The sequence below is a fragment of the Micromonospora psammae genome (assembly GCF_036902725.1).
Lineage (GTDB): Bacteria > Actinomycetota > Actinomycetes > Mycobacteriales > Micromonosporaceae > Micromonospora.
On record NZ_JBAKHM010000003.1, the window covers coordinates 65,133 to 90,560 of the forward strand.

Consider the following 25,428-nt stretch of genomic DNA (forward strand, 5'->3'; position numbering starts at 1 on the left):
ACAACGCCCAGATGCGTCGCATCGACTGGTTCGCCGAATCAGTCGGCCGCCGTGGGTTCGGTCGGCGACAAAGGGGTACGTGGGCCTCAACCGACCGTCCGCACCGGTAAGGGGATCCTATGAGCCATCACGAGGCCACCGCGCACCAGGACGTCGTCGACGTCCTCACCGCCGACCACCGCGAGTTCGAGGCGATCTTCGTCGAGCTGGAGAGCCGGCAGGGCACCCCGGAGCACCGCCGCCAGCTGGCCGACGTGGTGATCGCCGGGCTGGTCCGCCACTCCGTCGCCGAGGAGGCGTACGTCTACCCGACCGCGCGCAAGACGCTGCCGGACGGCGACCAGGTCGCCGAGCACGAGATCTCCGAGCACGCGGACGCCGAGCGCACCATGAAGGAGCTGGAGTCCCTCGACCCCTCCGACCCCCGCTTCGACGAACTGCTCGGCCACCTGGCCAGCACCATCCGGCACCACGTGCAGGACGAGGAGGCCGACCTGTTCCCCCGGCTGCGGGCCGCGTGCGCCGCCGAGGAGCTGGTCGAGCTGGCCGGGAAGGTGGAGGCGGTCAAGAAGACCGCGCCGACCCGCCCGCACCCGGCCGCCCCGGACCGCCCGCCGGCGAACAAGCTGCTCGCCCCGGGCGCCGGCCTGGTCGACCGGATGCGCGACGCGCTCAGCGGGCGCGTCACCACCATGGAGGAGCTGCACGAGAAGCAGCGCTGACGACCGCCGCACCGACGGCCACGCCCGACTGTGCCGGGCGCGGCCGTCGGTGCGGCCCCGGGCTCAGAGCTCGGGCGCGAGCCGGCCACCCTCCCGGTCCGAGACGATGATCGCCTCCATCGGGCAGGACTCGGCGGCGTCCAGCACCGGGTCCGCCGGGTCGATCCGTTCGGCCAGCGGGCGGGCGAGCCCGTCCACCAGCACGAAGTGGGCCGGGGCGGTGCCCGCGCAGATCCCCGACCCGATGCACCGGGTCGGGTCGACGTGCACCCGCCAACCGCTCACCGGTCCCGCCCTCCGAGCCCGGCCGCGAGATCCCGTCGCGTCGCGCTCCCCGCGCTCACCAGGACACCGGCATCGCGGTCAGGCCCCGGACCAGCAGGCCGCTCTTCCAGGTCAGCTCGGACTCCGGCACCGCCAGGCGCAGCCGCGGCAGGCGGGCCACGAGCGTCTCCAACACCACCTGGAGCTCCATCCGGGCGAGCTGCGCGCCGATGCAGTGGTGCACCCCGTGGCCGAAGCCGACGTGCGGGTTCTCCGCCCGGGCCAGGTCCAGCCGGTCGGCGTCGGGAAAGACGGTCTCGTCCCGGTTCGCCGAGGCGATGGCGACCACCACCGGCTCACCGGCGCGGACCAGCACACCGCCGATCTCGACGTCGGTGAGGGCGTACCGGGCGAAGGCGGCGGAGCTGCCGAGCGGGATGAACCGCATCAGCTCCTCGACCGCCGTCGGCACCAGAGCGGGGTCACCGCGCAGCCGGTCCCAGGCGCCGGGTTCGGTGAGCAGGACGTACACCATGTTGGGGACCTGGGTCACGGTGGTCTCGTGCCCGGCGGCGAGCAGCCCGGCGGCCAGCTGGACGACCTCCTCCTCGGCCAGCCGGTCGGCGTGCTCGTCGCGGGCCCGGACCATCGCGCCGAGCAGGTCGTCGGTCGGTGCGGCCCGCCGCCGCGCGATCAGCTCCCCCATGTACGCCAGCAGCTGGTCGAGGTAGCTCTGCGTCTGCTCCGGGCTGAGCGAGGTGGTCGAGACGATCGCCTCCGACCAGGTGTGGAAGCGGTCCTGGTCGGCGACCGGCACCCCGAGGAGGTCGCAGATGACCCGGATCGGCAGCGGGGTGGCCAGGTGGGCGACCAGGTCGGCCGGGGGACCGGCCGAGACCATGCCGCTGACCAGCTCGTCGGCGAGCGCCCGGGTGCGCGGCCGTAGCTGCTCCACCCGCCGGGCGGTGAACGCCTTCGCGACCAGCCGGCGCAGCCGGGTGTGCTGGGGCGGGTCCATCGTGAGGATGCCGCTGTCCTGCTGGTGGGGCGTGGTGCGGGGCTCGTCGCGGCCGACGGCGGCGGCCCGACTGAACCGGGCGTCGCCGAGTACGAAACGGACGTCGGCGTGCCGGGTGGCCAGCCACGCCGGCTCACCGAAGGGCATCCTGATCCGGGTCAGCGGCTCCTCCCGGCGCAGGCGCGCGTAGCGGGGGTCCAGGTCGAGCCGGTGCGGGTCACTGAACGGGTAACGCTGCGGGATCGTCGCGTGCGATGTCTCGGTCACCGGGGGTGGCTCCCTCTCGTCGACGGCCGCCGCCTCCGGGCGCGGGCCGGTCCGCTCCGCACAACTCCACCCGGAGTCATGCCCCGACTGCGGATCGTAGCGAGAGTGGTCGATGGTGACCAGGGGTGCGCGAGCACGAACGCAGCGTTGCCGGGCCACCCCCAGATGGCCCGGCAACGGAAAACACGAGGTCAGCGACCCTGGTCGCCCTCACCGGTGCGCTGCTGCGCCATGTCGACGGCCTTGTCGGTCTGCTCGTCGTACTTGCCGCCGGTGCGCTGGTCGGCGAAGTCGCCGGCCTTGTCGAGGCCCTGGTCGACCTGCTTGTCATGCTTGTCGGCGAAGTCCTGCGCCTTGTCCGTGAAGTCACTCATGTCGGTCCTCCTCACTCGTTGTCCTCTGCGTTCCCCCACGCCGGAAGGGCAAACACCGGGCCCGCCGCGCCGTAGGATCGCGGCGACCTCCTGGAAGGGGCGGAGCCGTGCACCGACGCCATGGCAGGCCACTCCTCGCCGCCGTCGCCGTCACCCTGGCACTCACCGCCGGGTGCGGCGCCGACCCGGCGGACACCCCGGCACGCTGGACCGGCCCGAGCACCCCCGCTTCTGCCGGAGCGGAGCCCACGCCCGGCGGCACCCCCGCCGCGGTCACCGGCTTCGGCGCCGCCCCGGCCAGCTGTCCCCGCCCCGCTCCGGCCGCCCGCTCCAGCAGCACCCTCGACCCGACCGCGGCGTTCCACCCGGGACGGACCGCCACCGACAGCGCCAACGCGGTGGACACCGCCCCGAACTGCGAGATCGTCGTCGGCGGCCGCTTCACCGACGTGCGGGGCGGCACCCGCACCACGCTCGGCAAGGGCCCCGGCGCGGTGCTGCGCCTCGACGGCACCGGGCGCCGGCTGCTCGGCGTCACCCGCCTCGCCGGGGTGGTCGAGGACCTGGAGGTGCACCGCGAGGGCGGGGAGATCGCCGTCGCCACCGACCGGGGGGTCGCCCTGCTCGACCCGCGCGCCACCACCGCGCGGTGGCAGCGCGCCGGGGCGGCCAGCCGCGTAGCGGTGGGTGCCGCCGGCACCGTCGCCGCCGTCGTCGGCGGTGCGGTGCGGGTGTACGACCTGCGCGGCGCCGCCCTGGCCACCATCCGCCCCGACGGGCGGACCGTCAGCGACGTGGCGGTCGACGACCGCAGCGGCCTGGTCTTCGTCAGCGGTTACCGGCAGGTGAACGCCGGCACCTGCGTACCCGTGCAGATCGCCTACGTGCACGCGTACGACCGGCGGGGCGCGCTGCGCTGGCGCGCCTACGACCACCCGGCGGAGAAGCTCGGCGACCTCTGCGCCGACAGCCGGGCCGAGCGGGTCTCGATGGGCCGGGACGGCAAGCTCTATCTGGCCGGCGTGACCGACGGCGGGAACAGCATCTTCGGGCGCTCCGCCGCCGACGTGACCCGGCCGGCGCCGAACGTCGTCGTTGACAAGTTCACCCAGCCGTTCAACACCGGCAACGCCCACCAGACCTACCTGGCCCGCCTCGACCCCTCCTCGGGACGGCAGCTCGCCGGTCAGCACCTGCTCGCCCGGATCGACTCCAAGGGCGACCGGGGCAACACCGTCACCCCGTACGCGGTGACCGCCGACGAGCGCGGCCGGGTGTACGCGGGCGGGGTGTCCGCGTACCAGATCGCCGACCGGTCCCGGGTCGCCCTGGGCGGGCGGCGGCTCGCCCCGTACGCCGGTGGGGACGCCTGGGTGCTGGTGCTCTCGGCGGACCTGAAGCGGCGGCTCACCTGGGTGGTCTTCACCGACGGCGGCGCCGGCGCGGTCCGCGGCGTGACCGCCGGGTCCGGGGTGGCGGCGGTGGCGGCCCGGGTGGACAAGGGGCCGTTCTACCGGACCCGGGACGCGGGGCCCGGTACCGGTGGCGGCTACCTCGCGGCGTGGCCCGGTCTGTCCTGAGCAGAACCACCGGCCGAACCACTCCAGGTCCCTGTCAGCACCTCGCCGACGAGTCCCACCGTCGAACTCGTGAACCAGGGGGATACCTCCGCAGCTCCCCTGGTTCAGTCGGATCCGGCCAGGAAGGCACTGACGGCGGCGGCGAACTGCGCTCGAGCATCGTGATGCACCACGTGACCGGCCGGCAGCTCGGCAAGACGGGCCTGGCCGGCGCGCCGGGCGATCATCTCGCGAGCGTGGGCGGCTGTCAGTTCGTCGCTGCGCGTGCCACGGATCAGGAGGGTGGCGCAGCTTACCGATACCCAGTCCCTCCAGTGGTCACCGTTGAGTGCCTTCTGGGACGCCACCGTGTCATCGATGTCGAACGAGAAACCCCAGCCGTCCTGCGACCGGCGGAAGGAACACTCCAGATAGGGAGCCGCCGCGCCCAGCGCCGAGGCCAGCGCATCGCGGGATGGCGCCTGGCGGGGGAGGCTGGTGGTGAACGACCAGTCGCAGTCCACGACCGCGCCGATGTCCTCGACGACCAGCGCGGTGACCCGGTCCGGGTGCCGGCCGGCGTACTGGTAGGCGTTCACTCCGCCGAGCGAGTGGCCCAGCACCGCCACCGGGCCGACTCCCAGGTGCCGGTGGAAGGCGGCGACGTCGGCGACATAGTCGTCCCGCTCATAGCTCTCCGCACGGTCGGACGCGCCATGCCCACGCTGATCGAGCGCGATCACCCGCCACCGCGGTGCCAACGCCTCAGCCAGCGGCGCGAATGCCGACGCTTCGTTGTAGTGCCCGTGCAGAGCCAGGAGCGGAGAACCCGAACCACCGAAGTCCAGATACGAGAGCCTCCGATCCCCCACCGCGAAGAACCCACGCATGACCCGGGATGTTAGACCCCGCGGGTGACCCTGAACAGCACGGGAAACGTGCGGCGACGGGGGTTCGCCGTTGCACCATGTGGTGGGTGTCGGGGAGACACAGGTCGGGTATCGACCACGCTGAGATCGAGGAGGACCGACGTGGTCGAGGACGATGACGGGCGTACGCCCGGGTTGACGGCGGCGGGCGCCCGCCCGGAGCCGAAGCAGGCGTGGGGAGCGCTGCCGTGGCTCGTGCGCGCCGCCGTGGTGTGGAGCGCCTGCCTGGTGGTGGTGATCATCGGGCTGTACCTGCTGGGGAAGGTCGCGGTGCTGCTCGCGCCGCTGGCGATCGCGCTGGCGGTCACCCTCTTCCTCGCCGCGCTGCTCGACCCGGTGCTGCTGCTCCTGCGGCGGCTGCGGGTGCCGCGGGCGCTGGCGGCGCTGCTGAGCCTGCTGCTGCTGCTCGGCATCCTGGTCGGGGTGGGCGCGGTGGTGTGGAACCTGACCGCCGCCGAGTTCGACGAGCTGAGCCGGGAGTTGGGCGAGGGTCTCCAGCGCAGCCGGGACTTCGTCACCACCGCCCTGCCGATCAGCGACGCGCAACTGGACAAGATCATCGGCCAGGTACGCAGCGGCATCGGTGGCGGCTTCGACCTGATCGGTGGGGCGCGGACCGCCGCCGAGGTGGTCGGTTCCTCGCTGCTCGCCCTGGTGCTGCTCTTCTTCCTGCTCAAGGACGGACGGTCGATGTGGCACTGGGTGCTGCGCCGGCTGACCGGCCCGAACCAGCAGGTCACCGCCGAGGCCGGCCGGGCCGGCTGGCGGACGCTCAGCGCGTACAGCCGGGGCACGATGATCATCGCGGCGATCGACGCGCTCGGCATCGGGCTGGCGCTGGTGCTGCTCGGCGTGCCGCTGGCCCTGCCGTTGGCGCTGATCACCTTCCTCGGCGGCTTCATCCCGATCGTCGGGGCGACGGTGGCCGGCGCGGTCGCCGTGCTGGTGGCGTTGGCCGCCAAGGGCCCGACCACGGCGCTGTTGGTGCTGGCCGCGGTGATCGTGGTGCAGCAGGTCGAGGGCAACCTGCTGGAGCCGCTGATCATGAAGCGGCAGGTGCAGCTGCACCCCGCGGTGATCCTGGTGGTGGTCACCGCCGGCACGCTGATCGCCGGCATTCCCGGCGCGTTCGTCTCGGTGCCGATCGCCGCGGTCACGTACCGCGTGGTCGACACCGTCCAGCGGCACCGCGAACGCCTCGCCGCGGAGAAGACCGGCGCGCCACCCCCGCCTCCCGCCCCGGCCTGACCCGCGACCCCGCCGGAGCACACCCGCCCGGCTCCCCCCGCCGGTCGCGCCGGAGCGCCGACCGGCGGCGGGAGTCGGCGGGCCGGCGCTCAGGCGGGCACGCGGAAGCGGGCGGCGAACCAGCCGGCGGCCGCGTCGGCCACCTGGTCGAGCGCGCCCGGTTCCTCGAACAGGTGGGTCGCGCCGGGCACGATCCGCAGCTCGTGCGGGGCGGCGAGCGCGGCGGCGGCCTGCTCGTTGAGGGTGATCACCTGCTCGTCCCGGCCGCCGACGAGCATCAGGGTCGGCGCGCGTACCCCGGACAGCGCGGCCCCGGCCAGGTCCGGCCGGCCACCTCGGGACACCACCGCCGCCACCCGCTCCGGCCGGGCCGCCGCGGCGACCAGCGCCGCCGCCGCGCCGGTGCTCGCGCCGAAGAGGCCCACCGGCAGCCGACCGAGCGACGGCTCGTCGCCCAGCCAGTCCACGATCCCGGCCAGCCGGTCGGCGAGCATCCCGATGTCGAAGCGCAGCTCGGCCGTCACGGCGTCGACCCGGTCCTCCTCGGGCGTGAGCAGGTCGACCAGGACGGTGGCCAGACCGGCGCGCTGGAGCACCTGGGCCACCGCCACGTTGCGGGGACTGTGCCGGGAGCTGCCGCTGCCGTGCGCGAAGAGCACCACGCCGGCCGCGTCGGCCGGCCCGTCGACGTCGGCCGGCAGCCCCACCTCGCCGACCGGAATGTTCACCTGTCCCCGTGTGGCCATGTCGCCCACCTCCCACGCCTCGAGTGGGCGTCGGATACCCGCGCCCGCGCCGGGTTCACCCGCCACCGTCACCTCCGGCGAACCGGGAGCGCGGGGAGCGGGCCCGTCGTTTGTGCCCGGGCCGATCGGGAAGCCGCAGGGTGATCGCAGAGCCGGCGCAGCCGCGCCCCGACGGATCGCGAGGATCGCCATGGCCAAGCGGAAGGCCCGACAGGAGACCCGGACCGCCGAGCAGGAACGTAGCGAGCAGGACGTCGAGCGCAACCGGGACTGGGCGGACGAGGCGTCGCACGCGCGCCTCCCGGACGACCCGCGAGCGGTCGCTCCCCGGGACGCGGGTGGCCGACCCTCCAACGGTCCCCAGTTCTGAACCGGCCGGTCATGAGGTTGGCGGTCACCCGACCGTCGACCTCATGACCGCGGGCACGGTCAGCGGCTGTCCTCCTCCGGCAGGTGCAGCAGGGGCGCGCGCCCGGGTGGCTGCTCCGGGACGGGGCCGGGCGGGGGCGGGGTCGGCACCGGAACGGTGACCGGGGACGCGGCGGTCACCTGCAGCTTCTCCCCGTGGTGCCGCAGCTCGATGACCGTTTCCGGCCCGCCGTCACGCAGCGAGTACGTGGTCTGGTGCGGGCGGACGTCCACCCGCAGCCGCAACCCCCGCCACTGCAGGGAGAACTCCAGTCGACTCAGCCGGCTGGAGAGCCGCGGCGAGAACGACAGCTGGCCGTCGTGGTCGCGCAGCCCGCCGAAGCCCGAGACCAGCGCGATCCACGCCCCGGCCAGCGAGGCCATGTGCACGCCGTCGCGGGTGTTCTCGTTCAGGTCGTGCAGGTCCATCAGCGCGGCCTCGCGCAGGTAGCGGTGGGCCAGTTCGGGATGCCCCACCTCGACCGCCATCACCGCCTGGGTGCAGGCCGACAGCGACGAGTCGCGCACGGTGCGCCGCTCGTAGTAGAGGAAGTTGCGCAGCTTCTCCGCACCGGTGAACGCGTCGCCCCGCCAGTGCATGGCGAGCACCAGGTCGGCCTGTTTGATCACCTGTTTGCGGTACAGGTCGAAGTACGGGTAGTGCAGCAGCAGCGGGTACTTCTCGGCCGGGGTCTCGCCGAACTCCCACTCCTGGAGGCGGGTGAAGCCCTCGACCTGCTCGTGCACGTCGAGCCCCTCGTCGTACGGGACGTGCATGGCGTGCGCCGCGTCCCGCCACGCCGCGGCCTCCTCCTCGGTCACCCCGAGGTGGATGGCCTCGTCGCGGAACCGCATCGCGGACTCGGCGGCGGCGATCAGGTTTCGCTGCGCCATCAGGTTGGTGTAGATGTTGTCGTCCTTGACCGCGGTGTACTCGTCCGGCCCGGTCACCCCGTCGATGTGGAAGCGGCCCTGCCGGTCGTGGTGGCCCAGCGAGCGCCAGAGCCGGGCCGTCTCCACCAGCAACTCCAGGCCGATCTCCCGTTCCAGCTCGACGTCCCCGGTGACCAGCACGTACCGGCGCAGCGCGTCGGCGACGTCGGCGGCGATGTGGAAGGCCGCGGTGCCCGCCGGCCAGTACGCCGACGACTCGGAGCCCTCGATGGTCCGCCACGGGAAGGCCGCCCCCCGCAGGTTCAGCGTCCGGGCCCGTTCCTGCGCCTGCTCGAGGGTGGAGTGCCGCCAGTGCAGCGCGTCCCGCACCGCGTTCGGCTGGGTGTACGTGAGCACCGGCAGCACGAACATCTCGGTGTCCCAGAAGGCGTGGCCGTCGTAGCCGGGGCCGGTCAGGCCCTTCGCCGAGATCGGCCGCCGTTCGGCCCGGGCCCCGGCCTGGAGCACGTGGAACAGCCCGAACCGCACGGCCTGCTGCACCTCCGGGTCACCCTCGACCCGCACGTCGGCCGCGTCCCAGAACTCGTCGAGGTACTTCCGCTGCTCCTGGCGCAGCCCTTCCCAGCCGTCGAGCCGCGCGCCGGCGAGGGCCGCGCCCACCTGGTCGCGCAGGGCCGGCAGCGACCGCCGGCTGGACCAGCCGTACGCGAGGTACTTGACGACCCGGAGGGTCTCGCCGGGTTGGAGCACGCAGGCGAGAGTGGTACGCACCCAGTCCTGGTATCCCTCGGACTCCAGGGTGAACTTCGCCGGCGCCTCGATGTCGTGGCCCATCTCCGCGCCCACCAGCAGCCCGCTGACCTTGGTGCGGTGGATCAGCAGCCCGCCGTCGTCGGTGGTCAGCTCCTCCTCCGCCTGCAGCGGCGACTCCAGCACAGCGGCCACCCGGGGGTCCCGGCTCTGCGCCGGGAGGTTCTCGTTGGCGACCAGCTCCGACTGGAGGATGAGTCGCAGCGGGCCGCCTACCGGCTCCACCTCGTAGTGGATCGCGGCGACCGACCGCTGGGTGAAGGACACCAGCCGGGTGCTGCGCACCTTGACCTCGCGCCCGGCCGGGGAGCGCCAGTGCATCTCCCGGTGCAGGGTGCCGGCGCGCAGGTCGAGGATCCGCTCGTGGGCGAGGAGTTCGCCGTACCGGACGTCGAGCGGCTCGTCGTCGACCAGCAGCCGGATCAGCTTGCCGTTGGTGACGTTGACGACGGTCTGGCCCGATTCGGGGAAGCCGAAGCCGGCCTCCGCGTACGGCAGCGGGCGCAGCTCGTAGAAGGAGTTGAGGTAGGTGCCGGGCAGGCCGTGCGGCTCCCCCTCGTCGAGGTTGCCGCGCAGGCCGACGTGGCCGTTGGAGAGCGCGAACACCGACTCGGACTGGGCGAGGACGTCCATGTCGAGCACGGTCTCCCGGACGTGCCAGGGCTCCACCGGATAGGCGCGTTCCCGAATCATGTCGTCGACCCCCCGTCGAGCAGTTCCCCCAGGTCGGTGACGACGATGTCGGCGCCGTGGGCCCGCAGTTCGTCGGCCTGACCGACCCGGTCCACTCCGATCACGTAGCCGAACCCGCCGGCCCGGCCCGCGGCCACCCCGGCCTGCGCGTCCTCGAAGACGGCGGCGTGGGCCGGTTCGACGCCGAGCCGCGCCGCGCCGGCGAGGAAGGTGTCCGGGTGCGGCTTGCCGCGCAGCCCCTCAGCCCGGGCGACCAGGCCGTCGACCCGGGCCTCCAGCAGCGGCTCGAGGCCGGCGGCGGCGACGACCGGGCCGCAGTTGGCGCTCGCCGAGACCACCGCCCGGCGCAGTCCGGCCTCGACCGCCGCCTTCAGGTACGTCACCGAGCCCGGGTAGACCTCGACGCCGTCCTGATGGATCCGCTCCAGCAGGACGACGTTCTTGCGGTTGCCGACGCCGTTGACGGTGTCCGCCTCCGGCGGGTCGTCCGGGTCGCCCTCGGGGAGGACGACACCGCGCGAAGCCAGGAAGGAGCGGACCCCGTCGGCCCGGGGCTTCCCGTCGACGTACCGGTTGTAGTCCGGCCCCGGGTCGAACGGCCGGAACTGCTCCCCGGTCGCCGCCGCCCGGCGGCGCAGGAAGTCGTCGAAGGTCTGCTTCCAGGCGGCGTTGTGCACCTTGGCGGTCTGCGTCAGCACACCGTCCAGATCGAAGAGACAGGCGGTCACGTGAGCGGGTAGACCCAGCACGGTACGAATCTATCCATCACACCGGCCGGAGAAACCCGTTTCGGCAGGCTCGCCGCCCGTCAGCGGTTCGGGCGCAGCGTCCAGACCACAGTCATCGCCGAGGTGGGGGTGCCGTCCTCGGTGCTGATCTCCACCTCGACGGGGAACTCCGGGCGCCGGCCGGCGTCCAGTTCGGCGATCACCTCGGCGGCTGGACGGCCGAGCCGGGCGGTGGCCAGCACCGGCCCCATGGCCAGCTTCCGGTACCCGATGTCGGCCCGTACGGCCAGCGGCACGGCGCGGTCGAGCAGGTGACCGAAGGCGGCCATCACCACGGTGCCGGACGCGGTCTCGCCGAGGGTGAACATGGCCCCGGCGTGCGGGCCGCCGACGTGGTTGTGCGTCGCGGGCGTGTCGGGCAGCCGGACGACGGCGCGGACCCCGCCCGCCGCCTCCGGCGCGACCTCGACGAACTCGAAACCGAGAGTACGGGCGAACGGCACGGCCTGGAGCATTCCGGCCGCGATCTGGCGAGAGTCGATGGACATGCCCTGATGTTACTAGTCGGTAACTTGCGCGGCAACATGGCGGTGTGGCCAGGCGACCGACAAGCGGGCGGCAGCGCTGGCTCGACCTCGGGGCGACCTGCGGTGTGGACGCTTTGGAGCTGATGACGTAGACGAGTCATCGGGACGGGTGAACCTTGACCCGTTTGCGTCATCAGCTCTAAAGGATCCGACGAACACACACCCTCCCCTGCCCCACCGCGACCGCCCCGGCCGGGAGGGAACGGCGGAATCTCCTCGGCGCGTGAAGGCACTGACCGCTGCCGTCAGCGGCGCCGATGGAGGCGCAGGCCGGGCGAGGCACCCTGGGGAAACGGACGGGCGGGACACCGGGAAGGCATTCGTCCGCCTCCCCGGCGCCCCGCCCGGCGCGGGCATTGCCTCAGAAGAGGTTGCCGATGGTGCGCAGGATCTCCGCGTAGAAGTTGCCCTCGATGCTGCGGAACAGCGCGAAGTCCTCGCCCGGGCTGCCGACGAACGGACGCAGGGTCCAGGCCAGCTGGGTGCCGACGAAGCCGAAGAGCAGGATCCAGACGTGGAGCAGGGTCATGCTGGCCGGCCGCTGCTCCGGCTGCGGGCGGTGCACCGGCGGGTTGGCCCACGGCCGGTGGCCCGCCGGGTAGCCGGGCGGCAGCATGCCGGGCGGAAACGCGGCCGGCTGCCCGGCCGCCGCCACGGCGACCGGCTGCTGCGGGACGGTCGCGCCCGGCGCCGGCGGGGCGGCGACGGTCTGCCCGGCGGCGGGGACCGCCTCCCCGGCCGCGGGGCTCGCGCCGTTCGCGTTCGCCCCGACGGCGACCGGCTCCGCGACGGCGGGTGCCGCCTCCCCGGCGGCCGGCGCGGGCGCCACCTGGACCGCCGGGGCGGCGACGGCCGGGGCGGGGGCCTGCGCCGGGACGGCCGGGGCTCCGGCGGTCGCCGGGGAGAGCAGGCCGTGCGCGTTGAGCACCTGCATCCCGCCGGTGAGGAAGCGCAGCCCGACCACCGCCGACAGGGTGAGAATCGCGACGTTCAGCAGCTTGAAGAAGCCGTAGTCCGGCGCGGTGATCAGGAAGAAGAGGCTGATCGGCGCGAACGCCACCGCCAGCATCGAGGTCACGGTGATCGCCACCATCACCAGGGCCAGCGACTGCCGCACCGAGAGCCGGGCCCCGAAGACCAGGTTGAACAGGTAGAGCGTGGGCAGGCAGATCGCCAACGTGATCAGGAAGAGCAACGGCAGCTTGACCGCCGAGGTCAACGCCATCAGCACACCGTGGAACGCGCCGAGCACGGCACCGTAGCAGGCCAGCGCGATGGCCGAGCTGGACAGCATCCGGCCGGTGAGTTGGTGGAGATCCTGATCGGCGACGATCTGCTGCCAGATCCCCTCCCGGTCACGCAGAATCCGCTCGATCACGAGCGGACTCGGACGATCACCCGACACGGCGGGCCCCTCTCTGGTAACGGTGCTCGATGGACATCCAGGTGCGCTGACGGTAGGGCACCGGCCCGGCCCGCCGCGACCCCGTCCGGCGCGGCCACTCCCCGACCCGCCGGGGTCGGCGGGCTCAGCGCCACCCCACGTCGATCCGGTCGCCCCGCTCGTCGAAGAAGTGCAGCGCGTCCATCCGCACCGCGACCGACATCGGGTGCCCGGCGGCGATCGCCGGGTACGGGGCGAGCCGTACCGCCAGCTCGGCCGGACGGCGGTGGTGCCGCCCCGGATCGTTGAGGACGCTCGTCCGGTTGCCGCCGGAGCTGACCCGGGTAGCTTCGGGCTCCCCGCTCCGGCCGGTGAGCCGCTGCATGACCTGACCGAACCGGCGCCGACCCCGCTGGCTGTTGGAACCCCCGTCCACCGGGGTGCCCATCTCGTCCACCATGATCGCCGTCGCGCCGATGTCGAGGAAGGCCAGCGACTCGTGCCCGTGGTGCTCCAGGTACCGGACCCGACCCCGGAGCACGTCCCCGGGGGTGTCCGGCGCCACCGGCGTCAGCGCCTCCGCCCGCATCCCGACCACGATCCGCTCACCGTGGTAGTGCGCCACCGCCCGGCTGCGGATGTCGTCCCAGGGCAGGTGGAGCGCCTGCTCGCCGAGGGTCAGCGTGACGTACCGGTCGAGGTGGACGTAGACCGACGCCTCCAGCAGGTTCATCCGGGGGCTGCCCAGGAAGGCGGCCACGTAGAGCGTGGCCGGCCGGCCGTACACCTGGGTGGGGGTGCCGACGTCCTGGAGCACGCCCCGGCGCATGATCGCCACGCGGTCGGCCATGGTCAGCGCCTCGGCCTGGTCGTGCGTGACGTAGATGGTGGTGACGCCGAGTTCCCGGGTCAGCCCGGAGATCTCGGCGCGCAGCTCGGCCCGGAGGCCGCTGTCGAGGTTGGAGAGTGGCTCGTCCATCAGGAACAGCCCCGGCCGACGCACTATCGCCCGGCCCATGGCCACCCGCTGCCGCTGCCCGCCGGAGAGCTGGCTCGGCTTGCGGCCCAGCACGTCGCCGATCCCGAGCGCGCTGGCCACGTCCCCGACCCGCTCGCCGCGCGGGCTCGGCTCGACGCCGGCCAGCTTCAGCGGGAAGGCGATGTTGTCCCCGACGCTCATGTGCGGGTAGAGCGCGAAGTCCTGGAAGACCATGGCGATCCTCCGCTCGCGCGGCGGCAGGTCGTTGGCCACCTGGCCGTCGAGCATCACCGCGCCGGAACTCGGGTCCTCCAGGCCGGCGACCATGCGCAGCACAGTGGACTTCCCGCAACCGGAAGGCCCGAGCAGCACCATGAACTCGCCGTCGTTGACGTCCAGATTGACGCTGTCGACCGCGAGCGTCCCGTCCGGGAACACCTTGGTGACGTCCTTGAGCGCGACGGTTGTCACCGTCTCCTCCCCCAGCTCGGCCGAACCACGCTTGACTGTGACCAGGATCATCGGATCCGCACATCGGGTAAACGTGCCATGTTCGACTTGTGACAGGGTCATTGCCCGGCGGCGTGCTCAGCTCGGGTCGGCGAGGAAGACCCGCCGGACCACCCGCTCCGCCGCGTGCCCGTCCTCCAGGGCGCAGAACCGCTCCCGGAACCCTCGCCGGGCCGCCGTCGCCTCCGGGCCGTCGACCGCGCCGGAGCGGAAGAGTTCCAGCAGCTCGGTGAAGGTGAGCGCGACCGCGCCGGGCGGGTCGGCGGTGACGTCGAAGTAGACCCCCCGGGCCAACTGGTACGCGTCCCGGTCCGGCGCGTAGACGACGATCGGCCGGTCCAGGACGGCGTAGTCGAACATCGCCGACGAGTAGTCGGTGACCAGCACGTCGGCGACGAGGTACAGGTCCTCCACGCAGCCGTGGTCGCTGACGTCGGCCGCCCGACCGTGGCTGCGCCGGCGGGCCCGGCCGTCCCGGTCGTGGAAGTAGTGGCTGCGGATCAGCAGCCGCCCGGCCGGTCCGAGGGTGTCGAGCAGCCGCTGCGGGTCGAACGGCGGGCGGTAACGCGGCAGGTGCTCCCGGTGGGTCGGCGCGTAGAGCACCACCCGCTCGTGCGGGCCGACGCCGAACCGGTCGCGCAGCTCGCGTACCTCCTCGGCGGTGGCGCGGACCAGCCGGTCGTTGCGCGGGTAGCCGACCTCCAGGGTGGTGTAGTCCGCCGGGTACGCCCGGTCCCACATCTGCGTCGAGAAGCTGTTCGCGGTGATGCTGTAGTCCCAGCGGTCCACCCGGCGCAACAGCCCGGCGAAGTCCATCCCGCCCGCGCCGAGCGGGTAGCGCTGCTGGTCCAGCCCCATCACCTTGACCGGGGTGCCGTGGTGGGTCTGGACGTGCACCGACCCGGATCGCTTACGGACGAAGTCGGGGAAGTTGACGTTGTTCACCAGCCACCGCGCTCGGGCCAGCGCCCGGTAGTACGCCCGGGTGCCGGCGACGACGTACTCGGTGCCGGGCGGCAGCGTGCCGACCCGGTCCCGGCGGACGATCCACACGCCGCGGACGTGCGGCGCCATCCGGCGGGCGGCGGCGTCGACGGCGGCCGGGTTGCACGCGTAGCCCCGGTACCAGTAGGCGGCGTAGACGGCCAGCGTCGGGTCGATCGGCCGGCGCAGCTCCGTCCGGTAGTACTCGCGCAGCAGCACGTCCCGGGTCAGCCGGGCGGTGCGCCGGGCCACCGGCAGGGCCCGGCGGGTGGTGGTCCGGGCCGTCGCGCGGGCCTGGTTCGCCGCGCGCAGCGCGCTGAAGGTACGCCAGCGACCCGCCGCGACGAGCCGGTGCTTGAGCCCCTCCACCCCGTCCGGGGGCCGGTAGCCTCCCGGCGGCAGGAGACGCCGGTAGTCGGCGGTGATCCGGCCGAAGAAGGCCGGTCGCAGCTCGGGGGCGATCCGCTCCCCGTTGCCGAGCACGGTCAGCTGGTGCCAGATCATCCGCTCGAAGACGGCGGGCCGCAGCTCGGCCAGGTCCGGGTGCTCGTCGAGGAACCGGAACACCCGGTGCCACTGCTCGAAGACCTCGAAGTGCCGCTCGCCCCGGGTGCGGGTGATCGCTCCGGCCCGCCGCTGCCGGTAGTTGACGCAGACCCGGTCGAGCACGCCGATCCGCCCCGCGGCCAGCATCACCGGGTAGGTGAAGGAGACGTCCTCGTACCAGCCGGGGGCGAAGCGGAGCCCGAGGTCGACCAGGAACTCCCGGCGGACCAGCCGGTTCCAGGCGGTGTGCAGCAGGTGCAGGGCCGCCGGGCGGTCGCGGAGCCGGAAGGTCTCCTCCCCGGGCGGCTCGGGGAACACCCCCGGCATGGCGCTGCGGCCGGGGACGTCGTTCCACCCGACCCGGACGTGGTCCACGACCAGCACGTCCGGGCGGGTGGCGCGCAGCCGCTCGGCTACCTCCGGCAGGCAGTCCGGCGCCAGCCAGTCGTCGGCGTCGACGAACCAGACGTACTCGCCGACGGCCCGGTCCAGCCCGACGTTGCGGGCCGGACCGAGCCCGACGTTCTCGGCGAGATGCACCACCCGGACCCGGGGGTCCCGGGCGGCGTAGGAGTCGAGGATGTCCCCGCTGGCGTCCGGGGAGGCGTCGTCCACGCCGATCACCTCGACGGCGCCGAACGGTTGGCCGAGGATCGAGTCCAGGCATTCGCGCAGCCAGCCCTGCACCCGGTGGGCCGGTACGACGAAGCTGACCAGCGTCATCGCACCGCCCTCCGTCAGCCCCGCACGCCTCCTCCGACCGGGACGGCCGCCGCCCGCGTGGCGCGGGCCGGCAGCACGACCCAGGCCAGGACGACGCTCGCCGCGAACGCCACGAGGAGGTACGTACCGAGTGTAACCAGACCGATACTCGCGATTCCGGCGATCCCGGTCAGGCCCAGCAGCACCGACCGCCCGTCCCAGCCCAGCGTGGCTGGATGCAGCGGCGGGGCCGCCTGCCGCTTCTCCAGCCGGGCGGTCAGGTCGTAGTGGTGCAGGGTGAGCACGAAGACGTACCCGAAGATCAGCCAGGCCGGAGCCCCGCCGACCACCCCGACCGCGATCGCGAAGAGGTACTCCCCGGCCCGCAGCGCCGCCGGCACCAGCCAGTCCAGCGGCCCGTTGTGCGCCGCACCGGCCCCCAGCCCCGCCACCAGCAGCACCAGCAACGCCCCCGGCACCCACCAGCGCAGCCCGTCGGCCCCCAGCAGCGCCACGACCAGCAGCGCCAGCGGACCGAGCACGGCGATCACCGCCAGCGTCAGCGGGCCCATCGGGCGGACCACCGGCAGCCGGCCCGCCAGCGGGCCGTCGTCGCGGTGCAGGGTGGCGTCGACCGTGTCCAGCACCGGCACCCACATCCAGCGGGCCCGCAACGTGCGCAACGCCCCGGTGTAGGCGAACGCCAGCGTCCCCCAGACCAGCACCGCCACCAGGGCGACCGTCGGGTCGAACAGCGCCACGGCCAGCGCGATCAACGCCCACCGCTCACCGATCGGGAAGACCACCGTCCGCTTCAGCCAGTACGACACCGAGCCGGTGTCCGCCTGCACCTTGGTCGAGGCGGCGTTGAGCATCCCGCCGATCCCGCTGCCGGCGCCCGCCGCCGGGCGGGGTCGCCGGGCCGCCTCGTCGTGCAGCACGCCGTACCAGGTGTCGGTCATGTGCCGGACGGTCTGCAACGTCATCGCGGCGATGGCGAGGGCCCAGCCGTAGCGGAACCCGGCCTGCGTCGCGCCGTAGCCGAGACCGGCGTAGACCAGGTACTCCTTGGCCCGGTCGGCCATCGTGTCCAGCCAGCCGCCCCAGGCGCTGAAGTGCCGGGTGTAGCGGGCCAACTGGCCGTCCACACAGTCCAGCACGAAGCCCAGGTAGAGCAGGACCGCGCCGGTGACCAGCGCGGGCCGGCCGCCGACGCCGAAGAGCACCGCCGCGGCGACCGCGAAGAGCACCGAGAGCATGGTGACCCCGGTCGGGCCGAGGCCGACCCGGGCGGCCGCCTTCGTCACGTACGGCGACCAGGTGCTGACGAAGTAGGTGGTGAAGAAGTCGTCCCGCTCCTTCACCGAGAGCCGCAGCTCGGCCTTGTCCTCGTCCACCTGCGACAGCGCCGCCTCGGCGGCGTGCAGCCCGGCGGCGTCGCCGACCCGGCGCGCCACGAGCAGGCGTACCCGGTGGGCGAAGGTCAGGGTGCCGAGGTCGGTGAGCGCGGCGAAGAGCCGGTCCACGGCGGGCCCGGTCGCGGGCCGGCCGGCGGCGGCCCGGGCGGCCGCGGCCAGCGCCGGCAGGTCGTCCGCGCCGACCCGCAACGCGCCGCCGAAGACGCCGGTGGCGTCGGCCAGCTCCGGGCCGGCCTCGACCACCTGGCCGCGCTCCTCGCGCACCCCGGTCCGGCCGCCCTCGGGCGGGTCGGTCAGCACCAGGGCCACCGTCGGTCCCACCGGGCTGGTCCGCAGGTGCTTGAGTACGGCGGTGTGCGCGACCAGGTCGGCACCGCTGACGATGACCGGTTCGGTGACGGTGTCGACCAGGGCGGCCAGCTCGTCCAGGTCGGTCACCGTCCGGACGGTGTCGGCCCCGGCCCGGCGCCACTGGTCGGCCAGCCGGTCGCCGAGCGTCTCGCCGGTCGTGGTGGGCAGTCCCGCGGCCGGCGCACCGGCGGCGAGCACGATCGCGAGGGTCACCGCGGGACCGCGGCGTGGTACGCGTCGAGCGCCTCGGCGACCGTCCCGTCGACGGTCAACCGGCCGCCGTCGAGGTAGAGACCCCGGCGGCAGAACCGGGTCAGGTCCTTCTCGTTGTGTGACACCAGCACCAAGGTGCGCCCCTCCGCGAGCAGTCGGTCGATCGTCGAATAGCACTTCTTACGGAACTCCGCGTCACCCACCGCGGTCACCTCGTCCATCAGCAGGATCGGATGCGGCAGGTGGGAGATGATGGCGAACCCGAGGCGGACCTTCATCCCGGACGAGTAGTGCCGCACCGAGGTGTCGATGGCCCGCTCCACCTGCTCGCCGGCGAACGACACGATGTCGTCGAAGTGCCGCTTCAGGTACGCCGACGACAGCCCGTGCAGGCCGCCGACCAGGTAGAGGTTCTCCCGCCCGCTGAGGTCGTTGGAGAACCCGGCCGAGAGCTCCAGCAGCGGCGCGACGTCGCCGCGGACCCGGATCCGCCCCTCGTCGGGGATGAGCACCCCGGCGATCAGCCGCAGCAGGGTGCTCTTGCCGGTGCCGTTGCGCCCGATCACCCCGAGCGTGTCCCCGGCCGCGACGGTGAAGGAGACGTCGCGCAGCGGCCAGAACTGCCCGGCCGGGGCGTTGCGCCCGCCTCGCCCGATGAGCAGCTCGCGCAGCCGCAGCTGGCGCCGCCGGTTGCGGACGAAGCGGATGCCGAGGCCCTCGGCCTCGATGATGGGCGCCACTCCTACAGTTCCTTCAGCACGGCGGGTTCGAGCCGGCGGAACGACCACCAGCCGGCGGCCAGCACCAGCAGGCTGCCGCCGATCGTGGTGGCCAGCAGCCGGGCGTCGGGGAACTCCGCCGGATACCAGATGGCGTGCTGGAGCTGGAAGATCCCGACCAGCGGGTTGAGTTCGTAGGCGACCTTCACCCAGCCGGGGAGGTTGGAGTCCCGGACCAGGCTCAGCGGGTAGATGATCGGCGTGGCGTAGAAGAGCACCCGGATGACCAGCCGCATGAACCGCTCCACGTCGCGCATCAGCACGTTGACCGCGGAGAGCAGCAGGGCGAGCCCGACCAGCAGGGTGCCCTGCACCGCGACGGCGAGCGGCAGGGCCAGCAGCGACCAGCCGGGGCTGATCCGGCCGTGCGCGGCGTAGCCGGCGGCGACCGCGACCAGGATGGGCAGGCCGGCGAGGTACTCGGCGAAGCGGCCGGTGACCCGGCCGATCGGGAAGACCTGCCGGGGCACGTTCATCGTGGTGATCAGGCGGGACTGCCCGGTCAGCGCGTTGGTCGCCTCGCTCAGCGCGGAGCTGGTCCACATCCAGGCGAAGATGCCGGTGATCAGGAAGAGCGGGTACGACCCGGCGGCCTCGCCGAGGTGCCGGCTGGTGGCGCCGGAGTAGAGCACCCCGAAGACGAAGAAGTAGATGGCGCCCATGCCGAGCGGCTCGATCAGTGACCAGAAGTAGCCGAGCACGGACTGCTGGTACTTCACCGCGAGGTCACGCTTGACGAGGATCCGCAGCGAGTTGCGGTGCGACCACAACGCCGCCACGCCAGAGGTCACCGCCGCCTCCCGCCTCGCTGAACGGACGACAGGTTAGCAGTCGGTGAAGGAATGCCCCTCAGCACTCGATCACGTTGACGGCCAGGCCGCCCCGCGCCGTCTCCTTGTACTTGATCTTCATGTCGGCGCCCGTCTCCCGCATGGTCTTGATGACCTTGTCCAGCGAGACGGCGTGCACACCGTCGCCGCGCAGCGCCAGCCGGGTGGCCGTGATCGCCTTGATGCTAGCCACCGCGTTCCGCTCGATGCACGGGATCTGCACCAGCCCCCCGACCGGGTCGCAGGTCAGCCCCAGGTTGTGTTCCATGCCGATCTCGGCGGCGTTCTCCACCTGCGCCGGGGTGCCGCCGAGGGCCTCGGCGAGCCCGCCTGCCGCCATCGAGCAGGCCGAGCCGACCTCGCCCTGGCAGCCCACCTCGGCGCCGGAGATCGAGGCGTTCTCCTTGAACAGCACGCCGATCGCCCCGGCGGCCAGCAGGAACCGGACCACCCCCTCGTCGGAGGCGTCCGGCACGAACCGGGTGTAGTAGTGCAGCACCGCCGGGATGATCCCGGCCGCCCCGTTGGTCGGGGCGGTGACCACCCGGCCGCCGGCCGCGTTCTCCTCGTTGACCGCGAGCGCGAAGAGCGTCACCCAGTCCATCGCGCGCAGCGGGTCGACCGAGTCGGTCTCCGCCTCCAGGCTCCTGCGCAGCTCGGCGGCGCGGCGGCGTACCTTCAGCCCGCCGGGCAGCACACCGTCGCGCTCGCAGCCGGCCTCGACGCACTCCCGCATCACCCGCCAGATCTCCAGCAGGCCCGCCCGCACGTCGGCCTCGCTGCGCCAGGAACACTCGTTGGCGAGCATCACCTCGCTGATCGACAGGCCGGTCGCGGCGGTGACGTCGAGCAGCTCGGCGCCGGTGGAGAAGGGGTACCGCACCCGGGTGGTGTCCGGCTTGATCCGGTCCGCCCCGGCGGCGGCCTCGTCCACCACGAACCCGCCGCCGACGGAGTAGTAGGTGCGCGTCCTGACCTCGCCGCCCGCGGCGTCGTACGCCGCGAAGGTCATCCCGTTCGGGTGGTACGGCAGCGACCGCCGCCGGTGCAGCACCAGGTCGCGGTCCGGATCGAAGTCAATCTCCTGGGTGCCGAGCAGGGCGAGCCGCCGCTCGGCGCGGATCGCGGCCACCCGGGGGCCCACCACGTCGGTGTCGACCGTCTCCGGGGCTTCGCCCTCCAGCCCGAGCAGCACGGCCCGGTCGCTGCCGTGGCCGTGCCCGGTGGCGCCGAGCGAGCCGAACAGCTCGGCCTGGACCCGGGCGACGTCGGTGAGCAGCCCGTCGGCCTTCAACCCGGCGACGAAGGTCCGGGCGGCCCGCATCGGGCCCACGGTGTGCGAGCTGGACGGCCCGATGCCGACGCTGAAAAGGTCGAAAACACTGATCATGGCTGCACTTCCTCGCCGTCGTCCCCGGTGGTGCCGGCTCCGACCCGGGTTCCGCCCGCCAGGGTCTCCGGCGGGGCGTCGGCACCGCCCGGGGTGGTGGGCGGTGTCCGACCGGCGAGCCTACCCCGCCCACCGCACCTCCCGCCCCTGGTGACGGCACGTCTCCCACAATCATGCCCCGCCCCGCGCGCCCGCCGCCCGGCACGCCGCTCCGGCCTCCGGGTCCGCCGCAGATTGCAGCGTGTCGCGGTGACCGCCGGCCCGGACACCGCGACACACCGCAAACGGGGGAGACGGGCTGCGGGCCGGGGCCGGGCGAGCTGCCCCGCCACCGTTTGCGGTGTGTCGCGGTAACCGCCGGCCCGGACACCCCGACACACCGCAAACTGTGAGGCGGGCGGCGGGCCGGCCCCCGGCCGCGCGGAGGGCGGGGAGGGCTCGGGGGCGGGGACGGCGGGACGCTCCGGCGGGATGGCGCGTCAGGCGGGGCCGACGCGGGTAACCACCTACGGGTACGGGGTCGCCGGATCCCTCTCGGGACGGAGGGCGCGCTGGCCGCCCCTTTCTACCGTGGAATGCAGAGCGGCGGATCGCCGCAGAGTGGGAGTACGACGATGAGTCGCAAACTGGTCCGGCCCCGCGAGGGGCGCATGATCGCCGGTGTCTGCGCCGGCCTGGCCCGCCGGTTCAACACCTCGGCCGGCATGATCCGGCTGCTGTTCCTGCTGTCCCTGTTCCTGCCCGGCACCCAGGTGATCGTCTACCTGGTCCTCTGGGCCCTGATGCCCAACGAGGACCGCTACGCCCGCACCCCTCGCTACTGACCCCTCCGCCGCGGCCCACTCCGGAGCACCGCGGCCCGCTCGGAAGCAGCGCCCGTCCCGGGACCACCGGGGCGGGCGCTGCGGCGTTCGTCGGGGCGGGGGCCCGCGCGGCTCAGGGGGCCGTGTACGTGACGGTGACCTTCTCGTAGCCGAGGGAGCGGAGCAGGCCCTCCAGCATCTTGCGGGTGTTCTCCTCGGCCCGCTGGGTCAGCCCGCTGTCCCGCGCCGCGCCGGTGATCCGCTCCTCGGCGAGCTGGTAGACCTGCTGCTGCCGGTTGGGGTCGCCGCCGACCAGCTCGCCGAGCCGGTTGAGCAGGCCGCGCTCCTCGGCGAAGACGTAGCTCTTCTCCAGGTCGAGGTTGGTCTTGCCGAGCTGCGGCGCCGGCAGTTTGATCTCGACGGACTTCCCGTCGGCGGACTCGACCACCGCCCCCTCGGAGATCTTGCCGAAGTCGACGTACGCCTCCACGCTGCCCGCCCCGACGAAGAGGGTCCGCTGATTGAGCAGGAAGTCCGGCACGTTGCGCCGGTCGTTCTGCAGGTCGACCACGACCTGGAAGTTGCCCTCGGCGGCCACGTACCGGCTGAGGTCCTGGATCGACTTGAGCAGCGGGGGCTGGCTGCGGTCGGTCTGCTCCTGGGCGAACGGGTTGCGGAAGTCGGGGAAGAGCCCGGTCGCCTGTGCGCCGAGCAGCACCACCACGGCCAGCGCCGCCGCGCCGAGCACCGCGAGGAGGCCGCGGGTCGGCGCACCCGACCTGGCCCCGCCGGATCCGGCCCCGCCCGCCGACGGCTCGGACGCCTCGCCGGAGCGGGTCGGGAGCGTGTCGGCGGTCGGGTAGCCGGGGAACTCGCTCGTGGGGATCTCACCGTCGCGGGCCATCGCCCTCACCGCCCTCTTCAGACACGTCGTCTGACAATGACGTTACGTGCCCCGTACGACACCCGCGCGGCGAGCGACCCGGACGGGTGAAGACCCTGCTCAGGCGAAGGCCGAGAGCCCGGTCAACTTCTGCCCGATGACCAGCTGGTGGATCTCCGAGGTGCCCTCGTAGGTCAGCACGCTCTCCAGGTTGTTGGCGTGCCGCATCACCGGGTACTCCCCCGAGACGCCGTTCGCGCCGAGGATCGTCCGGCACTGCCGGGCGATGGCCAGCGCCTCCCGGACGTTGTTCAGCTTGCCCACGCTGACCTGCTCGGGGCGGAGCTTCCCGGCCTCGGCGAGCCGGCCCAGCTGCAGCGCCAGCAGGTAGCCCTTGTTCCACTCGACCGCCATGTCGGCGAGCTTGGCCTGGGTGAGCTGGAAGCCGGCCAGCGGCCGGCCGAACTGGGTGCGGGTGGTCGCGTACCCCAGGGCGGTCTCCAGGCAGTCGCGGGCCGCGCCGAGCGCGCCCCAGACGATGCCGTGCCGGGCCTCGGTCAGGCAGCTCAGCGGGGCCTTCAGCCCGGTCGCCCCGGGCAGCCGGGCGTCGGCCGGGAGCCGGACGTCGTCGAGGGCGATCTCGCCGGTCACCGAGGCCCGCAGCGACATCTTGCGCCGGATCTCCCGCGCCGTCACCCCGGGCGTGTCCATGGGTACGGCGAAGCCCCGTACCCCTTCGTCGGTGCGCGCCCAGATCACCGCGACGTCGGCGATCGGCGCGTTGGTGATCCACATCTTGGCGCCGCTGAGGATCCAGTCGTCGCCGTCGCGGCGGGCCCGGGTGGCCATCGACGCCGGGTCGGAGCCGTGGTCGGGCTCGGTCAGCCCGAAGCAGCCGATCGCCTCGCCGGCCGCCATGTCCGGCAGCCAGCGCTGCTTCTGCTCCTCGCTGCCGTAGCGCCAGATGGCGTACATGGCCAGTGAGCCCTGCACGGAGACCAGGGAGCGGACGCCGGAGTCGCCGGCCTCCAGCTCCAGGCAGGCCAGCCCGTACGCGACGGCGGAGGCGCCGGCGCAGCCGTACCCGGTCAGGTGCATGCCGAGCAGGCCGAGCTTGCCGAACTCGCGGGCCAGCTCGCGGGCGGGGACCTGACCGTCCTCGTACCAGCCGGCCACCTGCGGGCGGACCCGGTCGTCGACGACCTGGCGCACGACGGCGCGGATCTGCCGCTCCTCCTCGCTGAGCGACGCGTCGATGTCGAGCAGGTCCAGAGGGCTCATGGGGGCCACCTTAACGATTCGTCAGGCGGGCGTCACTCGGGCTGACCGCCCAGCACCAGCACCCGGGCGTGGATCTGGTTGCGCTGCTGCAACGCCGCGCGCAGCGCGCGGTGCAGGCCGTCCTCGAGGTAGAGGCCGCCGTTCCACTGCACGACGTGCGGGAAGAGATCGCCGTAGAAGGTCGAGTCCTCGGCGAGGAGCTTGTCGAGCGCCAGTTCCCGCTTGGTGGTGATGAGCTGGTCCAGCCGCAGCGGACGCGGCGGGATCTCCGCCCACTGCTTGAGCGTGTAGTTGTGCTCCGGGTAGGGACGACCGTCCCGAACCGCTCTGAAGATCACGGCACCCTCCCCTCCCCGCATCCGGGCCGATCCAGGGCGTGGAGTTGGGCCACGCCGTGGGGCCGCGCCGTGCGGCGCCGATGACCGTGCCAGCCTAACCGTCCGCGCCACACCGCGTTTTGCTCCCTCATGTCGGTTTCGCTACCGCCGGTACCCACCCCGGACCGTACGAACCACGCTCAACTCCACCGGCCGCGCCGGACCACCTCGCCGACCGGCCGCCGGCCCCGGCGCAGCGACGGTGACCGGTGGTCGGGTGCTCGGTAACCCACCGTGATCGCGCCGATCGGCTGGTACTCCCCGGGCACGTCGAACGCCGCCCGGTAGGCGTCCAGGCGCTGCGGGGGGATGCCGAAGAAGCAGGCGCCCAGCCCCTCGTCCACGGCGGTGAGCAGCATCAGCAGCGCGGCGAAGCCGGTGTCCACGTACCAGTACGGCACCGGCCAACGGTCGGTCGACCGGTCCGCCCACCCCTTGTCGGACTCGGCGTACCGCTCCAGGTAGGCGGAGCGGTTCGCGTGCGGAACGATGATCAGCGGCGCCCGGCGCATCCCGGCCAGCCAGCGCTCCCGCCCGCCCCCGCCGGGGGTGGCCGCCGTCCAGAACCGCTCCCGGTCGTCCGGGGCCTCCAGCACCAGGAAGCCCCAGCCCTGGGCGAACCCGGCCGACGGCGCCCGGACGGCGTGGTCGAGCAGCCGGTCCACCACGTCGGGCGGGACGGGACGGTCCGGGTCGTAGTTGCGCACCATCCGGCGTCGCCGGACGACCTCGCTGAACTCCATGCCGGTCG

24 protein-coding genes are annotated in these 25,428 nt (G+C 73.3%); 5 read left to right on the plus strand and 19 right to left on the minus strand.

All coding sequences use genetic code 11. From position 1 onward, the window contains the following. Window positions 1–119 precede the first annotated feature (119 nt). Window positions 120–722 carry a hemerythrin domain-containing protein gene (locus tag V6U79_RS06460; RefSeq protein ID WP_334530621.1) on the plus strand — a complete coding sequence of 201 codons (603 nt, stop codon included), beginning with the start codon at window positions 120–122 and terminating at the stop codon, window positions 720–722. 63 nt (window positions 723–785) lie between these two features. On the opposite strand, the gene V6U79_RS06465 is transcribed toward V6U79_RS06460, so the two are convergent. From V6U79_RS06465 to V6U79_RS06475, 3 genes are all read right to left on the minus strand, one after another. Continuing rightward, window positions 786–1,007, minus strand: coding sequence for a ferredoxin (locus V6U79_RS06465; RefSeq protein ID WP_334613911.1), 222 nt, complete (start codon window positions 1,005–1,007; stop codon window positions 786–788). 55 nt (window positions 1,008–1,062) lie between these two features. Beyond that, window positions 1,063–2,271: a cytochrome P450 gene (locus tag V6U79_RS06470; RefSeq protein WP_334613913.1), complete on the minus strand. Its 1,209-nt coding sequence runs from the start codon at window positions 2,269–2,271 to the stop codon at window positions 1,063–1,065. Window positions 2,272–2,462: 191 nt separating this feature from the next. Continuing rightward, window positions 2,463–2,645: an antitoxin gene (locus tag V6U79_RS06475; RefSeq protein WP_334530627.1), complete on the minus strand. Its 183-nt coding sequence runs from the start codon at window positions 2,643–2,645 to the stop codon at window positions 2,463–2,465. Window positions 2,646–2,752: 107 nt separating this feature from the next. On the opposite strand from V6U79_RS06475, the gene V6U79_RS06480 reads away from it, so the two are divergent. Then, complete coding sequence (locus V6U79_RS06480) at window positions 2,753–4,225, plus strand: hypothetical protein (protein ID WP_334613914.1); 1,473 nt, start codon at window positions 2,753–2,755, stop codon at window positions 4,223–4,225. A 104-nt stretch (window positions 4,226–4,329) separates the two neighbouring features. Here V6U79_RS06480 and V6U79_RS06485 read toward each other — a convergent pair whose 3' ends face one another. After that, window positions 4,330–5,094, minus strand: coding sequence for an alpha/beta fold hydrolase (locus tag V6U79_RS06485; protein WP_334613915.1), 765 nt, complete (start codon window positions 5,092–5,094; stop codon window positions 4,330–4,332). Window positions 5,095–5,235: 141 nt separating this feature from the next. Between V6U79_RS06485 and V6U79_RS06490 the strand changes: the two genes are divergently transcribed. Next, entirely contained in the window at window positions 5,236–6,381 is a 1,146-nt protein-coding gene (locus tag V6U79_RS06490; protein WP_334530636.1) for an AI-2E family transporter, read from the plus strand. Between the two features lie 89 nt (window positions 6,382–6,470). Here V6U79_RS06490 and V6U79_RS06495 read toward each other — a convergent pair whose 3' ends face one another. Continuing rightward, on the minus strand, window positions 6,471–7,127 hold the full coding sequence (locus tag V6U79_RS06495; RefSeq protein WP_334530639.1) for a dienelactone hydrolase family protein: 657 nt from the start codon (window positions 7,125–7,127) through the stop codon (window positions 6,471–6,473). Window positions 7,128–7,317: 190 nt separating this feature from the next. Here V6U79_RS06495 and V6U79_RS06500 point away from each other — a divergent pair, with 190 nt between their 5' ends. After that, window positions 7,318–7,497, plus strand: coding sequence for a hypothetical protein (locus V6U79_RS06500; protein ID WP_334530642.1), 180 nt, complete (start codon window positions 7,318–7,320; stop codon window positions 7,495–7,497). A gap of 59 nt (window positions 7,498–7,556) precedes the next feature. Here V6U79_RS06500 and V6U79_RS06505 read toward each other — a convergent pair whose 3' ends face one another. The 10 genes from V6U79_RS06505 to V6U79_RS06550 form a co-directional block, all read right to left on the minus strand. Continuing rightward, entirely contained in the window at window positions 7,557–9,932 is a 2,376-nt protein-coding gene (locus tag V6U79_RS06505) for a glycoside hydrolase family 65 protein (RefSeq protein ID WP_334530645.1), read from the minus strand. Then, window positions 9,929–10,681 carry a beta-phosphoglucomutase family hydrolase gene (locus V6U79_RS06510; protein ID WP_334613916.1) on the minus strand — a complete coding sequence of 251 codons (753 nt, stop codon included), beginning with the start codon at window positions 10,679–10,681 and terminating at the stop codon, window positions 9,929–9,931. The genes V6U79_RS06505 and V6U79_RS06510 overlap by 4 nt, the downstream gene beginning before the upstream one ends. Window positions 10,682–10,740: 59 nt before the next feature. Next, window positions 10,741–11,208, minus strand: a complete 468-nt coding sequence (locus tag V6U79_RS06515) for a DUF4442 domain-containing protein (RefSeq protein ID WP_334530650.1) — start codon at window positions 11,206–11,208, stop codon at window positions 10,741–10,743. Between the two features lie 400 nt (window positions 11,209–11,608). Continuing rightward, window positions 11,609–12,625: a hypothetical protein gene (locus tag V6U79_RS06520; RefSeq protein WP_334613917.1), complete on the minus strand. Its 1,017-nt coding sequence runs from the start codon at window positions 12,623–12,625 to the stop codon at window positions 11,609–11,611. A gap of 151 nt (window positions 12,626–12,776) precedes the next feature. Then, window positions 12,777–14,132 (minus strand): ABC transporter ATP-binding protein, encoded by a 1,356-nt coding sequence (locus V6U79_RS06525; RefSeq protein ID WP_442933367.1) that lies wholly within the window; start codon window positions 14,130–14,132, stop codon window positions 12,777–12,779. 66 nt (window positions 14,133–14,198) lie between these two features. Then, entirely contained in the window at window positions 14,199–16,373 is a 2,175-nt protein-coding gene (locus tag V6U79_RS06530) for a bifunctional glycosyltransferase/CDP-glycerol:glycerophosphate glycerophosphotransferase (RefSeq protein WP_334613918.1), read from the minus strand. Window positions 16,374–16,387: 14 nt separating this feature from the next. Then, window positions 16,388–18,334 (minus strand): DUF5941 domain-containing protein, encoded by a 1,947-nt coding sequence (locus V6U79_RS06535; protein WP_442933748.1) that lies wholly within the window; start codon window positions 18,332–18,334, stop codon window positions 16,388–16,390. Then, the gene (locus V6U79_RS06540; RefSeq protein WP_334530658.1) at window positions 18,331–19,074 is read right to left on the minus strand and encodes an ABC transporter ATP-binding protein; all 744 of its coding nucleotides are present in this window, start codon (window positions 19,072–19,074) and stop codon (window positions 18,331–18,333) included. Before V6U79_RS06540 ends, V6U79_RS06535 begins: the two co-directional genes overlap by 4 nt. Window positions 19,075–19,076: 2 nt before the next feature. Then, the gene (locus tag V6U79_RS06545) at window positions 19,077–19,904 is read right to left on the minus strand and encodes an ABC transporter permease (protein WP_334530661.1); all 828 of its coding nucleotides are present in this window, start codon (window positions 19,902–19,904) and stop codon (window positions 19,077–19,079) included. A 58-nt stretch (window positions 19,905–19,962) separates the two neighbouring features. Beyond that, window positions 19,963–21,333 (minus strand): L-serine ammonia-lyase, encoded by a 1,371-nt coding sequence (locus tag V6U79_RS06550; protein WP_334613919.1) that lies wholly within the window; start codon window positions 21,331–21,333, stop codon window positions 19,963–19,965. A 614-nt stretch (window positions 21,334–21,947) separates the two neighbouring features. Between V6U79_RS06550 and V6U79_RS06555 the strand changes: the two genes are divergently transcribed. Next, on the plus strand, window positions 21,948–22,157 hold the full coding sequence (locus V6U79_RS06555) for a PspC domain-containing protein (RefSeq protein ID WP_334530667.1): 210 nt from the start codon (window positions 21,948–21,950) through the stop codon (window positions 22,155–22,157). Window positions 22,158–22,269: 112 nt separating this feature from the next. On the opposite strand, the gene V6U79_RS06560 is transcribed toward V6U79_RS06555, so the two are convergent. From V6U79_RS06560 to V6U79_RS06575, 4 genes are all read right to left on the minus strand, one after another. Beyond that, entirely contained in the window at window positions 22,270–23,040 is a 771-nt protein-coding gene (locus V6U79_RS06560; protein ID WP_334530670.1) for a DUF4230 domain-containing protein, read from the minus strand. 99 nt (window positions 23,041–23,139) lie between these two features. Next, window positions 23,140–24,300, minus strand: coding sequence for an acyl-CoA dehydrogenase family protein (locus V6U79_RS06565; RefSeq protein WP_334530672.1), 1,161 nt, complete (start codon window positions 24,298–24,300; stop codon window positions 23,140–23,142). A gap of 32 nt (window positions 24,301–24,332) precedes the next feature. Next, window positions 24,333–24,638 (minus strand): type II toxin-antitoxin system VapB family antitoxin, encoded by a 306-nt coding sequence (locus V6U79_RS06570; protein WP_334530675.1) that lies wholly within the window; start codon window positions 24,636–24,638, stop codon window positions 24,333–24,335. A 179-nt stretch (window positions 24,639–24,817) separates the two neighbouring features. Next, entirely contained in the window at window positions 24,818–25,420 is a 603-nt protein-coding gene (locus tag V6U79_RS06575; protein ID WP_334613920.1) for a nitroreductase family protein, read from the minus strand. Between the last annotated feature and the right edge of the window lie 8 nt (window positions 25,421–25,428).